Source organism: Croceivirga thetidis (assembly GCF_012272815.1).
Lineage (GTDB): Bacteria > Bacteroidota > Bacteroidia > Flavobacteriales > Flavobacteriaceae > Croceivirga > Croceivirga thetidis.
This window is the reverse complement of record NZ_JAAWWL010000001.1, coordinates 1585443-1598842: the sequence shown is the minus strand read 5'-3', so window position 1 is coordinate 1598842 and position 13400 is coordinate 1585443. Positions and strand designations below refer to the sequence as shown.

Sequence of the window (13400 nt, the reverse complement as noted above, 5' to 3'; positions counted from 1 at the left end):
TTGGTTGGAAAATTATTAGGCCCCAAAACTATTTCTAATACAGGCTGATAGGGGTTAAAAATTTCATAAAAGTGGAATGAAATCGGGGCAACATCAAATTGAAAGGGGTCAACAACACCGAAGGCCAATCAAAACCAAAAAAAGGGGACGCATCCCTGCGTCCCCAAACCAAACAAACTAAAGTATAACTAACTACTCATTATCGTCTACATCTTCAAATTTGGTGTCGGCATAACGACTGTTCAATTTTTGAAGATTAATTTCTTTAAAACTGCTATTGGATTTTGAATCATCGGTATCAAAAACCAAAAACTGATTTTTGTTCATGGCTTCAAGGCCTGTATACCCTTCAAAACGGTTATTTTGTATTTGAAATACCTCAAGTTTTGTCAACTGGGCAAACTCTTGGGGTACATCACCGCCTAATCTATTGTTGGCCATGACCAATTCCCTCAACTGTACCATTTGTCCCATTTGAGATGGAATTGCCCCTTCAAGACCATTGTCAAAAAGACCAAGGCTTTCCAATTTTTTGAGGTTGCCAAAAGACTCAGGAATGATACCACTTAAATTATTACTGGATAGATTTAAAAGCCTGAGGGTTCTTATCCTTCCTAAACTTTCTGGAATAGGTCCAGAAATGAGGTTATTGAATATGGAGAATTCTTCCAATTGACTGAGCTTACCCATGTTTTCAGGTAAAGAACCTTTAAGTCGGTTCATTTCCAACTTTAGCACCTTTAACTTTTCTAAGTTCACCAGATCTGTCGGGATTACCCCTGTTATATTATTAAAGGCAAGATTCAGGTGCATTAACTGTGATAATTTTCCAATACTGGCAGGAATGGACCCTGAGAGATTATTATTGAAAAGATCAAGTTTCACAACGTGACCGTCAACAATGGTAACTCCTTTCCAACTGGAAATCGGTTTATTTAAATCCCAACTATTGGTCCAATTATCACCGTTTGTGTTCTCATAAAAGTCAACAAGCGCATCTCGCTCCTCATCGATAATCGATTTGGCATTGATGATTTGAACGGTCATCATAAACCCTGATAGAAGAACTGTTGTTATTGTTTTTAATGATGAAAACATAATAGTATTTATAAGAATACTCTTACAAATTAAAAAGAATGAAGTTACATGGCAAAATTAGCTCAGTCTTAATTTTCAGAATTGTTGTGTATGGAAATAAAGCCGTGGTGAAGTGATAATTGTTGTATGTGTGAAAATTCTTACTTTATTCCAATTCTGATGAAATTTGCTCCCAATCTTGCATCAAATCTTCTAAAGTCTTCTTTTTTCCATGGTAACTGTCGAAGAAGTTAGGGTTAGCCACAGTTTCGTCATAGTTCATTAACAAGTTATGATCCATTTCAGCTATCTCTCTCTCTAATACAGTTATCTTCTTCTCAACACTCCCCAATTTATTTTTTAAAGATTTTATTTTCTTCTGCGCTGCATAGTCTATTTTGGTTTCGCTATCCACCACCACTTGCTTTTGCTCCTTCTTTTGCTTTTCGATAGTTCTGAAATCATCAGCTTGTTTCTGCTCCAGAAAGAAGTTGATATCACCTAGGTATTCCTTTATTTTACCTTCTCTGAATTCATAAACTCGATTGGTCAAATCTTGAAGGAAATCCCTATCATGTGATACTAGCACTAAAGTTCCTTCAAAATGTTTCAAAGCTTCCTTAAGTACATTTTTTGACTGTATATCCAAATGATTGGTTGGCTCATCCATCATAAGTACATTAAATGGCTGCAATAACATTTTTGCCAATGCCAAACGATTTCGTTCCCCTCCCGAAAGCACCTTAACCTGCTTCTCAACATCTTCACCCCTGAACAAAAAAGAACCCAAAATATCCCTGACCTTACTTCGGTTAGCTTCATTGGCAGCATCAATCATGGTATCTAAAATCGTTTTTTCTCCATCTAAATAGTCAGCTTGGTTCTGAGCGAAGTACCCTACTTGTACATTGTGACCTAGTTTGCATTGCCCGGCATGTTCAAGCTCACCAACCATTATTTTTGCCAGTGTAGTCTTACCTTGCCCATTTTGGCCTACAAAGGCAGTTTTTGTACCTCGTTCCAAGAGCAAGTCTATTTCGTTTAGAACCTGCTTTTCGCCATAACTCTTTGAAACATTTTCTAGCTCAAGCACCACCTTTCCTGGAACTACCGAAACTGGAAAACGCACATTCATAACTGCATTGTCAACCTCATCTACTGCTATTCGGTCGATTTTATCCAATTTTTTAATCAACGATTGGGCCATTGATGCCTTGCTGGCTTTTGCCCTGAATTTTTCAATTAATCGTTCGGTCTGTTCAATTTGTTTTTGCTGATTTTTTTGGGAATTCAATTGTTGTACCCTTATCTCTTCGCGATATACCAGATATTTTGAATATGGCTTTGGGTGATCATAAATTCTACCCAATGAAATTTCTATCGTTCTATTGGTAACATTATCCAAGAACATTTTGTCATGGGAGACGATTACTACAGCACCAGCATAATTCCTTAAAAACTCTTCTAACCAAATAATGGATTCAATATCCAAATGGTTGGTTGGCTCATCAAGCAACAAAATGTCGTTTTTCTCCAATAACAACTTAGCCAATTCTATTCGCATGCGCCAACCACCAGAAAAAGTATCGGTTTTCTTATTAAAATCTCGTCGGTCAAAGCCAAGGCCTTGAAGAATTTTTTCAGTTTCTCCTTGATAGTCGTATCCTCCCAAAATTTCATACCGATGGGTGATTTCATTTAAATCAACCATCAACTGCGTGTAAGATTCGCTTTCGTAATCAGTACGCTCAGCAAGCTGTTGGTTTATTTTTTCCAATTGGGATTCAAGGTCCTTGAGTTCAGTAAATGCTTGATAGGCCTCTTCGAGAATTGTACGTCCATAAAAGAAGTCGATATCTTGCCTCAAGAATCCGATTTTCATGTTCTTTTCAAGAGCCAATGTGCCGGTATCCGCTTGTATATCACCAGATAACAGTTTCAACATCGTTGATTTTCCAGCACCATTTTTTCCTACCAGACCAACTTTATCACCTCCTCCTAATCGAAAGGAAATTTCTTCAAATAGGAATTCACCACCGAAGGATATAGAAAGGTTATGGACGTTCAGCATAATCTATTCCTTAATTCTAAAATAAAAGGTTCAAGGTTGTAATTTTACATTACAAAATAGCTGCAAATGTTAAAAAAAGGCTCTAAACTCTACAGCATTTTAACAGGAACTTGCCCTAAGTGCCATAATGAGAGTATGTACGTTCATAAGAATCCTTATTTGTTTTCACAGCTTTTTAAAATGCATGAGCGCTGTTCACATTGTAATACCAGATATAAAATTGAACCTTCTTTCTTTTATGGGGCAATGTACGTGAGTTATGGTGTAGGGGTTGCTTTTGCGATTGCCGTTTTTGTTACCTGCTATCTGATTATAGAAACAAGTTTAAAAAATAGTTTTATCGCAATTATCATAACCTTGGTTGTGCTCTTACCGATAATCATTCGACTGTCTCGTAATATTTGGATCAACCTTTTTATAAAATACGATTCTAAAGCGGCGACTGCTTAAGCCTTTTTGTAAGCTGACTTAAATCTTTCAATGTTTATTTCTGAAGGTAATTGAGCTCCCTTTTCAATGAAATTGTACAGGTAGTCTGAGGCATAAGGTGCTATCAACACTCCCCTTGAACCAAACCCGTTTAGCGTGTATAAACTCTTTTGTGTTGGGTGTTCGCCCAATAAAGGCCTTCTATCAGCTACAGTTGGCCGAACACCGGCCACATGTTTCACAACTTCGTAATCACTTTTGAGAAAGGTTTCTAGTTTTTCCAGTAGTTCATTTTTAGAAGCCTCGGTAGGTTCATTGGTCTTATCCTTCCATTTGTAGGTAGCACCAATGCGGTATAAGTCATCTCCTAGAGGAATAATAAAAACGGAAGACTTAATGACATTCAATTCTGTAAGTTTGGGTGCACGTATGGTAAGCAACTCTCCTTTGGTTCCATTCAAAGGAAGGTAATTAAAAAAAGGATTCGACTTTAATCCAAAACCATCTGCAAAAACAATCTTTTTATAAGTTCTCGATTGGTATCTAAAGCTATCTTCATTTATCTCAAGTGATTCAAAATCGAAACTTGATTTTGAAAACCTCTCGTTTTTTTCAAGGAACTCCTGATACTTAGACTGTAGTAATTTAGTATCGATTCGACCCGTGTAAAGAACCTCACCATAGCCAAATGGTGCGTTTATTTCCGGGTTGTGGTTTACTTTTAAATCTGTGGATAGATATTTGTTCAAAACCGGTTTATCAGCGGCCTCAAACCACATATTTTGCTCTTCTATAGAAGCAAAGCGACGAAGAACAGGTACTTTATAATCCAGTTTTGTCCCCAACTTACTTTCGAGTTTGGTATAAAAATCATCTACCAAACCCATTTGTTCATGGGCCTTCCAAGCCATTGTAAATCGCTTGAGAATAACAGGGTTGTAGAGACCTCCGGCAACCAATGAGGCTTGCTGAGAATCATCCGCAACTACATAAAAGGATTTTCCATTGGATTCGAGTTGCTCACAAAAAGAAATCCCAGCCAATCCCAATCCGACTATGAGATAATCTGTCATTGGTCAAAAGTAAGTAAGCATTTACTAATTTTCATTTTTATGATACTAGGGTTTTGATTGGAGAACAAATTGACTGTAATTTCAATATGTTTAAAAAAAAACGTCCCGATTGCTCGGGACGTTATTCTATTGAATTGGAAAATTATCGTGGTCTAATAGGCCCACATATCTTGTTCCCTATCACGAATCGTTTCTTTTATACGATTGGCTTCCAATAACTGGAAAAGGGCATTGTCAAAAACGTAATCATCAATTTTACGATCGCCATGTACATTATCTTCTTTGTATATGGTACCATTAAATCTACGAGCGTTCAACAACATATCGAACGAAATTGGCTGTGCTGAATTACGCTGGTTGAAAACCTTGGCTTTGTGCAGTATTTCCCTGGCACTTGGGTACCACACCCAAAATAAGGCCACCTTGTTTTCACCTGGATCCATTGATTCGTCATCAATAAAGTTTACATCAGGAGCAACGGGAGCAATACCCAGCAAACGATACTTTAGTTCGCCTTGCCTTTTATCAAAATACCATATTCCTTTAACACGGTATTCTTCAATATCGGCGGCGGTCAAATCGCGTTGGTTGATAAATTCCGGAGAAATTTGCTCCCCAGCATTTAATTGCTCGTAACCAAGGTCTGTGGTATCGACCTTGCTCAAGGTTGCAGTTAACTCACTATACTTTCGCTTTTCAGTGAAGTATGAGTCTGTGTAAACGTCTATTTTATCACTTTTAAAGGCTTTCATCAATACATGAAACAAAGACCTTCTGTCTGCACCGATACCAATGGTATCAGTTGGGTAATACAACGGAAAGTTTACACGCTCATCCAAGTCAACGACCTCCCAGACAGTTTTTGACCAAAGAATGTCTCGGTCATCGACGTAACCATAATCCAATGGTTTGTCATTATCTGCCTCCATTTGCGCTTCTGTCTTCTTACCAATGTCTTCAGGCAATTTGGCATTTAGAATGTTTGCCTGAGCCATTAGGGTAATCGGAAGAAAACCTAGGGCTACAACTAAAATTACGTTTTTCCAATTCATTTTCATTATCGCTTTAGTTTGTCAATTCAACTACAACAGGCGACACCTTTTTCAGTTTGTAGCTTCTGTTATTGCTGATATACGCTTTAATATCAAATATCTGAACAGCATCACCTCTTCTAGCTCTTTTCAATGCTGATTTGGCCTGTGCGTTCAATTTGTTTCCATTAACCGTTACAGTAGGCTGACCTGGAACTTTGAATTTGAATCCGCTAACACCAAGGTTAAGATCAAAATCAAAGTCTTCCAACATAGCGCTAACCGTAGAAATCTCTAAGTTCTTTCTAGGCATTTTTAGGCTACCTGCCTCACCACGAACGGCACCGCTAGGTCTTGGAATATCTTTAATACGAAAAGTCGCAGGCGTATTGATTCTTTGACCATCAGGTAAAATACCTGAAGCATTAATCGTAACCGTTCTTCCTGTACCAGGATTCATAACATATTGGCTACCGCTTCTTTTGCTCAAACCAGGGGCTGAAGCAGTTACCTTATTGTCAGGAATACCAGGGATTGAAATAGTCATTGGGTTTGATACACCACGATAAACAACATTCATTTTGTCAGCAGCTATTACTGCTGCATTTGGCTTTGAAATCGTTGCAAAAGAATCTTCCACTTCTACAGGAACTTCTTTACCATCTTGCATGAAGAACATTGTTCCAGTCACTTTATGGTCACCAGGAGCACCTGCACCAATCAATAACTGAATTCCGCCAGCTTCTAATTTAAAGTCTTGACCTTCTACCAATTTTCTTCCGTCCAGCGTTAAATCTGCTTTAACCGGCGTAGATGTTTTGTCAGTCTTACTTACTACAAGCTTACCATCATACTTCTCACCACTGTAAAAGGCAGACTTACTCGCAAATAGTTTCGCTTTGAAGTTTTCAAGAGAAACAGCAGCTGTCAAGTTACCTTCCAATAGACTTTTTAAAACGTCTTGTTCAGTAGTTTTAATGTCTGATTGAAGTTGCGTAATCTTAGTTAAAGAAGCTACCAAAGGAAATCCTTCGTAGTGATAGTTAATCCAGTCTTGACGAGTTCCGTCTCTTTTTTCAACTTTACCATCTTTATCACCTGTAGCAAAACGTGTTTCAACCGCAGCTTTAACTTCCTTCATTTCTTCAGGCAATGCTTTAGCAACACCTTCACGGTAATTGTTGATCATGTCTAAGAACTTCTGACCTTCAGGTTTTAAATTATCACCTTGAAAGAATTTTTGATCTAAAAAGTCTGACTTATCCATTACAACATAATCCTTGGGATCTTCCAAGTCTGCAGTCATACCAGTCTTCAATTCTTCCAAGTACTGGTAGTATTCGTTGGAAAGCTCTGATACTTTTTGCGCATTTGCGAATAGCTTTCCGTATTCCTCAGCGTTTTCTGAAGCTTTGGTTTCAAGCCCTTCGAAGAAAGCCAAGTTATTTTCTGTCATTTTAGCATTGGAAGTCTCCAACTTTTCGTTCATAAGACCGAAAGCTGCAAGAACCTCTTTGCTCATATTTAAGGCCAACATCGCGATGAAGATCAAATACATCAAGTTGATCATCTTCTGACGTGGGGTTTGTTTTCCTCCTGCCATGTTTTTTAATTAGAATTAATAATTAATGATTTGGGATTGGTTTTAATTAGCATTCCAATTATTTCCCGCCCATTGCAGTTAACATACCACCGTATACACCATTCAAAGAAGAAAGGTTAGTAGCTAAAGACTCCATTTGTTCTTTCAATGCACCTGCATTTTGCACTACTTCTTCGTTGATGGAAGCTTGACGGCTTGCGCTTTCCAACTGTACTTTGTACAAGCTGTTCAAAGACTCCATTTGGGCAGCGGCGTGTGACAACTCTTCAGAGTATTTTTTAGTGTGTTGAATTGCATCTGTAGTTGGTGCAATGTTCTTAGCAGCACCTTCGAAACTTTTGATGCTTTCACCAAGGCTTTCGAACAACTGAGAATCAATGTTTGCCTCTTGCAATAAATCATCCAATTTTCTTGAAAGTAAGCCTTCAGCTTCTTTAGCTTGCTCAACATCATTTTTGTTTCCTTTCGATTGTCCGTTTGCCAATTCAGGGTATACCAAAGACCAATCGTATTCATCATCTACCGGTTCAAAGGCAGAGATTGCAAAAATTAATGCTTCGGTAATAAGACCAACCGCAAGAAGTAAACCACCTGTTAATGGACCGAACTCCCAGTGAAGGATTTTAAATAATGCACCGATAATTACTACCGACGCTCCTAGGCCATAGGCCATGTTGAACAGCTTTTTCGTTGATTTTGACTGTGCCATAATTTTAGTTTTAAATTAAGTATATAATAAGAATTTGGTTACAAGGTTTGGTAGCGTTCCCATTCTCTTCTCGTTTGTTTGTGTTCTATTATCGTGAGCTTCTTCTTCGTTGTTGTTCTGAATCTTCTTCGCCCATATAATCTTGTACGGTTCTAAACCCTATATAGGATCTCGCCGAGTCTTGATATTCATAATCACGTGTACTTACCTGCAAGAAATAAGCAACATCTTTCCATGATCCACCACGAATTACTTTTCTTTGGTTCTGACCTGTCCCAGCATTTGGGTTCATGGTCGAAACGAATTCATACGCTCCAGGATCATAGCTTGAGTTTGTCCATTCAGACACATTCCCAGCCATGTTATACAGGTTGTAATCGTTTGGCTCATAAGACTTTGCTTCGACTGTGTATAACGCAGCGTCAGCAGCATAGTCACCACGTTGCGGTTTAAAGTTCGCCATGAAACATCCGGTATCACTGATTACGTAAGGTCCACCCCAAGGGTAAGTCCCTCCTTCAATTCCACCGCGAGCAGCATATTCCCATTCAGCTTCGGTAGGTAAACGAAACTGGTTTACGAATTGCTTTCCACGGCTTTTCTGATCGTCATTTTTGAACTTGGTTCTCCAATGACAAAAGGCTTTGGCCTGCCTCCAGGTTACCCCAACTACAGGATAATCGCTGTAAGCATCATGCCAGAAATAGTCGTTGTGCATGGGCTCATTGTATGAATATTCAAAATCACGAATCCAAACAGTAGTATCAGGATAAATTTCCAGCTGTTCTGAACGTATGAAATCACTTCGCTTGCCCGATTTTGATCTTGCAGCTGCCTCAATATCCATCCAGTTGTACTTGTATTTCAATTGTTTTACATCGATAGTACGTTGACCATTGTAAGTCTCTTCTTCAGACAGGTATAAGGAATCCATGATTTCGGCATAATACTCATCTACATACTCATCGGTCTCCCAGACCAGGTCAATATTCTTGTTCAACTTTTCTTTTTCGTAAGGGTCGTCCCCAAAACCTAGGTAATTATCTATTTTATATTTTTCCCAAACGGAAAGATCGGTAGTATCTGCACTTTGAAAAGCAAATTCACCAATGGAATCCTCATCTTCTGGACCCAAACCTAAATTGTCAGCTAAAATTGCCAACTTGGTTCTAGTTACTGAGTCTTTTACCCACTCAACGAACTGTCTATACTCACTGTTGGTTATTTCAGTGTCGTCCATATAAAAGGAACGAACAGTTACGGTTCTGGTAGGTGCGTTCAAAAGTTTTCCTTGGTCTTCTTCTGATTTACCCATGATAAATGAACCTCTAGGAATAAGTTCCATTCCATAAGGTTTTTCGGGATACCATTTCTTCCCTTGAACACCAACTAACTCACCTTTAGATCTCGATTTAGATCCACAACTGGCTACTAAGAAACCAAGTACTAAGGATGATAACAATAGTTTTCTCATACTTTAGGTTATAAATTCGGTTTAAGAATTTTATTAGAGCAATACATTTTCACTATCCTAAAACTGAATTTTGATTATAATATTGTGCCTATGGAAATTGTTCCTGTTAAAAAAAGCGATTAATTAAATCCTTTTTTGTAGGCTTTGTACCACCGTTCAGGAATATTTTGGTTGCAAGCATCTAAATAGTCCTGTTCAGTGCATGGTAATAACGATACTGATTTTGATTTATTATTCTCAGGAAGTATTGCAGGAACCTCAACCCACCAACGTTCGGTAATATGGCTCTTAAAAAAAACCAGTTCTTCAGTATCGGTCGGTATGGTAAATTTTGAAAAGTCTTCGTTTTTAATATCTGGAGATTCTTTAACCCTGAAGCTTAGTCCTTCAATAAAGTACCAGATTATCTGGGCAACCAATTGAAACGAAAGATTTGAATTTTCGATTTCGTAAATACCAAATAGCGCAACTTGATCGCTCAAACCTGCATATCGGGCTAAGGTGCAAATTTCACGACCGGAAAAGCCGTTGGGTGAAAAATTCTTTGTCATTCCCATTTCATTGGCGCGAATTGCCCTAACATCCAAACTAACCAAATCAGCATTACGTAAAACGGGTTCGGCCAAGGCAAGGTCATTGGCGATTTGACCCAAACGATACGCATCAAAAAACAAGCGCTCCATTAAATCTATTTCCTCTTGGGCATTGAAATAACTTTGATAGCCTATGTTGGAAAAATTGAAAAGGTTGTTCGGTTTTTCAGTAATTATTTTACTCATATAAGAGTGGGAAGAAATCAACTCGTCATCTTCACCAAAGTCAAAACGACTATCAATTGCCACAATATTGACCATTGATTTTATCTGATCAAAAGCGCGATATGATGAAAAGGTAATATCTTGGGTAGCACCTATTATTATAGGTATGATTCCTTCTTCAAGAAGACCCGCAGCGACCTCCTTGACGACAAAGTAAGTATCTTCAACCGTCTCCCCAGGTTCGATATCACCGAGATCCAACATGGTAACATCCCAATTTCCAAGCATAAGCTTGTATAACTCTAAACGTATACCATCAACATCGAGCTTATTGGGCTTTTTTTCAAAAGCGTTTCGAGATTCCAATACCCCAAAGATTGCAACAGTAGCATTAGCGAATACTGGCATTCCTTTTTTCTCGGTATGAATGTGGATACTTTTACCGATGGCTTGCGGAGGTAGAAACTCGGTAAACGCAAGGACCTTGTCCTTTACAGGGACCAAAAAATCAAATGCCATAAACTTAAGAATGTTTGGGGGTGAATAAACTTTTTAATCTTTCAATAAAAAAGTTCAATTCTATTTTTTAGCTTTTGTCTTCTTTCTAGTTTTTCTTTTAGGCGCCTTTTGTTCCAATAACGCTTTCGCTTCGTCTAACGAAAGGGTGACGGCATCAACATCTTTTGAAATTTCAACTTTTATTTTTCCTTGAATAATGTTGTGTCGTCCCCAACGGGCCTTTTCAATCCTAATTCCTTCATCGGCCCATTCTTGAACTACTTTTTCCGCTTCCTTTTTCTTTTTGGCTTCAATCAATTCTTCAATATCAGCTTGGGAAAGATTGTCAAAATCGTATTTCTTATTCACATTGATGAACATTCCATCCCACTTTAAAAAAGGCCCAAATCGACCAACACCTTTGGTCACATCTTTTCCTTCATAAGCTGCAATGGGTGCATCTGCCTTTTGCTTTTCTTTGATAAGTTCAATGGCCCTATCCATATCTACATCAAAAGCACTCTCACCTTTTGCCAATGAAATGAACTTTTTACCGAACCGAACATAAGGTCCATAGCGCCCTACATTTGCCTCAACTTCTTCACCTTCATAAACCCCAAGCTTTCTAGGAAGCTCAAATAGTGCCATGGCCTCTTCAAAGGTTATGGTATTGATTGACTGTTCTGGCAATAAGCTTGCAAATTGTGGTTTTTCTTCTTCTTCAGAAGTTCCTATTTGCACCATTGGACCGAACCTACCCAATCTTGCGGATACTTGTCTTCCTGTTTTTGGGTCCATACCCAAAACACGTTCGCCACTGGCACGTTCGGCATTCTCTTCTACATCTTTCACCGTAGGATGAAAGTCTTTGTAGAATTCCTTCATTACCTTTTGCCAATCTTCGTCACCGGTGGCAATTTCATCGAAATCTTCTTCAACTTTGGCCGTAAAATTGTAATCAAGAATGTTGGTGAAATGTTCAACTAAGAAATCATTGACCACCATACCAATATCCGTGGCAACCAACTTTCCTTTTTCAGAACCTACAGTTTCAGTAAGGGTGGTTGAATTGATTGAACCACTTTTCAATTCCAATTGTAGATACTTGCGCTCGGTACCTTCAGAACTGCCTTTTTCAACATAGCCACGATTCTGAATAGTTGAAATCGTCGGTGCATATGTTGAGGGACGGCCTATACCCAACTCTTCTAATTTTTTAACCAAGGAGGCCTCTGTATACCGATACGGCGGCCTTGTAAAGCGTTCTGTAGCAGTAATGAAACTATTTGTCAAGGCGTCACCAACTTTCATCTCTGGCAGCAGCCCATCTTGCTCTTCTGCTCTGTCTTCTTCGTCAACCCCTTCTAGATAGACTTTTAGAAAACCATCGAATTTTATCATCTCACCATTGGCAGAGAATAGTTCTTTGTGCGAAGAAGCCTGAATCTTAACATTGGTGCGTTCTAATTCAGCGTCACTCATTTGAGAAGCCAAGGTTCTTTTCCAAATTAGCTCATATAATTTAGCCTGATCTCGCTCTAGGTTAGGGCTTTGCATAGCCATATTTGTTGGTCGAATCGCTTCATGAGCTTCTTGTGCCCCCTTAGATTTACCTGTATAGTTTCTAACCTTACTGTACTTTTCGCCGTAGTTTGAGACTATAGCTTCTTTGGCAGCATTAATCGCCTCATTCGATAGGTTGACACTATCGGTTCGCATGTAGGTTATTAGACCTGCTTCGTATAATCGCTGCGCCACTTGCATGGTTCTCGATACATTAAAGTACAGCTTCCTAGAAGCCTCTTGCTGCAAAGTTGATGTGGTAAAAGGTGCTGCGGGCGATTTCTTTGCTGGCTTCTTATCAAGATTGGCAATGGAAAAATCAGCTCCAATATTGGATTGTAAAAAATCTTCAGCCTTTTCTTTTGTTGGGAAGGTTTTGTTCAGTTTTGCCGAAAAAGCCTCACCTTTTATTGTTTTGAATTCTGCCCTAATCCTATAGGAAGCTTCAGGATCAAAAGCTTCTATTTCACGTTCACGTTCTACAATAAGTCGCACTGCAACGGACTGCACGCGACCAGCAGAAAGTCCTGGTTTAATCTTTTTCCACAAGACCGGTGAAAGTTGATAACCAACCAATCTATCCAACACCCTTCTTGCTTGTTGCGCATTGACCAAGTTATAGTTGATGTCTCGAGGATTCTCGATTGCCTTTTGAATTGCAGACTTTGTGATTGAATTGAAGACAATGCGTTTCGTATTTTTATTGTTCAATCCCAGCTCTTCGGCTAAGTGCCATGAAATGGCTTCTCCCTCACGGTCTTCATCACTGGCCAACCAAATGGTTTCGGCCTTATTGGCCAAATCTTTCAGTTTTTTGACCAAGGGTTTCTTGTCTTTATCTACAATATATTTTGGCTCAAAATTATTTTCTACATCAACGCCCAATTCTTTGGATGGCAAATCGGCAATATGTCCGAAACTGGACTCCACCTGAAAATCTTTTCCTAAAAATTTTTCTATGGTTTTTGCCTTTGCGGGCGACTCAACGATGACAAGATTCTTGGGCATTCGATTGGTTTTGAGGTAACAAATGTAGAGGATTTTTTAATTTGAAGTTTTGTGATTGCGGTGCATTCAAAAAAATATCCCGTTGAAAAACGGGATACCTTATTCG

At 38.7% G+C, this 13400-nt stretch carries 10 protein-coding genes; 1 reads left to right on the top strand and 9 read right to left on the bottom strand.

Annotated elements, in window-relative coordinates; all coding sequences use genetic code 11:
- Positions 1-192 precede the first annotated feature (192 nt).
- Both HCU67_RS07195 and HCU67_RS07190 read right to left on the bottom strand, forming a co-directional pair.
- Positions 193-1098, bottom strand: a complete 906-nt coding sequence (locus tag HCU67_RS07195; RefSeq protein WP_168551881.1) for a leucine-rich repeat domain-containing protein — start codon at positions 1096-1098, stop codon at positions 193-195.
- A gap of 145 nt (positions 1099-1243) precedes the next feature.
- A complete protein-coding gene (locus HCU67_RS07190) occupies positions 1244-3148 on the bottom strand; it encodes an ABC-F family ATP-binding cassette domain-containing protein (RefSeq protein WP_168551880.1) in 1905 nt (634 codons plus the stop codon).
- A gap of 66 nt (positions 3149-3214) precedes the next feature.
- On the opposite strand from HCU67_RS07190, the gene HCU67_RS07185 reads away from it, so the two are divergent.
- Positions 3215-3598 carry a DUF983 domain-containing protein gene (locus HCU67_RS07185; protein WP_168551879.1) on the top strand — a complete coding sequence of 128 codons (384 nt, stop codon included), beginning with the start codon at positions 3215-3217 and terminating at the stop codon, positions 3596-3598.
- Here HCU67_RS07185 and HCU67_RS07180 read toward each other — a convergent pair.
- The 7 genes from HCU67_RS07180 to topA all read right to left on the bottom strand — a co-directional run bounded on the left by HCU67_RS07180 (position 3595) and on the right by topA (position 13294).
- Entirely contained in the window at positions 3595-4650 is a 1056-nt protein-coding gene (locus HCU67_RS07180; RefSeq protein WP_168551878.1) for an NAD(P)/FAD-dependent oxidoreductase, read from the bottom strand. The two genes, HCU67_RS07185 and HCU67_RS07180, sit on opposite strands and share 4 nt — an antisense overlap.
- 152 nt (positions 4651-4802) lie before the next feature.
- Positions 4803-5702: a type IX secretion system ring subunit PorN/GldN gene (porN, locus tag HCU67_RS07175; protein WP_168551877.1), complete on the bottom strand. Its 900-nt coding sequence runs from the start codon at positions 5700-5702 to the stop codon at positions 4803-4805.
- 13 nt (positions 5703-5715) lie between these two features.
- Complete coding sequence (gene porM / locus HCU67_RS07170) at positions 5716-7284, bottom strand: type IX secretion system motor protein PorM/GldM (RefSeq protein ID WP_168551876.1); 1569 nt, start codon at positions 7282-7284, stop codon at positions 5716-5718.
- 58 nt (positions 7285-7342) lie between these two features.
- Entirely contained in the window at positions 7343-7993 is a 651-nt protein-coding gene (porL, locus tag HCU67_RS07165; RefSeq protein ID WP_168551875.1) for a type IX secretion system motor protein PorL/GldL, read from the bottom strand.
- A gap of 88 nt (positions 7994-8081) precedes the next feature.
- Positions 8082-9467 carry a T9SS ring complex lipoprotein PorK/GldK gene (gene porK / locus HCU67_RS07160; protein WP_168551874.1) on the bottom strand — a complete coding sequence of 462 codons (1386 nt, stop codon included), beginning with the start codon at positions 9465-9467 and terminating at the stop codon, positions 8082-8084.
- A gap of 119 nt (positions 9468-9586) precedes the next feature.
- A complete protein-coding gene (locus HCU67_RS07155; RefSeq protein ID WP_168551873.1) occupies positions 9587-10744 on the bottom strand; it encodes a formimidoylglutamase in 1158 nt (385 codons plus the stop codon).
- Between the two features lie 60 nt (positions 10745-10804).
- Positions 10805-13294: a type I DNA topoisomerase gene (topA, locus tag HCU67_RS07150; protein ID WP_168551872.1), complete on the bottom strand. Its 2490-nt coding sequence runs from the start codon at positions 13292-13294 to the stop codon at positions 10805-10807.
- Between the last annotated feature and the right edge of the window lie 106 nt (positions 13295-13400).

What these genes read in the sequence shown, in the direction of transcription:
- HCU67_RS07195 (WP_168551881.1), bottom strand. Translation starts at nt 1,098, where the DNA reads ATGTTTTCATCATTAAAAACAATAACAACAGTTCTTCTATCAGGGTTT.
- HCU67_RS07190 (WP_168551880.1), bottom strand. Translation starts at nt 3,148, where the DNA reads ATGCTGAACGTCCATAACCTTTCTATATCCTTCGGTGGTGAATTCCTA.
- HCU67_RS07185 (WP_168551879.1), top strand. Translation starts at nt 3,215, where the DNA reads ATGTTAAAAAAAGGCTCTAAACTCTACAGCATTTTAACAGGAACTTGC.
- HCU67_RS07180 (WP_168551878.1), bottom strand. Translation starts at nt 4,650, where the DNA reads ATGACAGATTATCTCATAGTCGGATTGGGATTGGCTGGGATTTCTTTT.
- porN (WP_168551877.1), bottom strand. Translation starts at nt 5,702, where the DNA reads ATGAATTGGAAAAACGTAATTTTAGTTGTAGCCCTAGGTTTTCTTCCG.
- porM (WP_168551876.1), bottom strand. Translation starts at nt 7,284, where the DNA reads ATGGCAGGAGGAAAACAAACCCCACGTCAGAAGATGATCAACTTGATG.
- porL (WP_168551875.1), bottom strand. Translation starts at nt 7,993, where the DNA reads ATGGCACAGTCAAAATCAACGAAAAAGCTGTTCAACATGGCCTATGGC.
- porK (WP_168551874.1), bottom strand. Translation starts at nt 9,467, where the DNA reads ATGAGAAAACTATTGTTATCATCCTTAGTACTTGGTTTCTTAGTAGCC.
- HCU67_RS07155 (WP_168551873.1), bottom strand. Translation starts at nt 10,744, where the DNA reads ATGGCATTTGATTTTTTGGTCCCTGTAAAGGACAAGGTCCTTGCGTTT.
- topA (WP_168551872.1), bottom strand. Translation starts at nt 13,294, where the DNA reads ATGCCCAAGAATCTTGTCATCGTTGAGTCGCCCGCAAAGGCAAAAACC.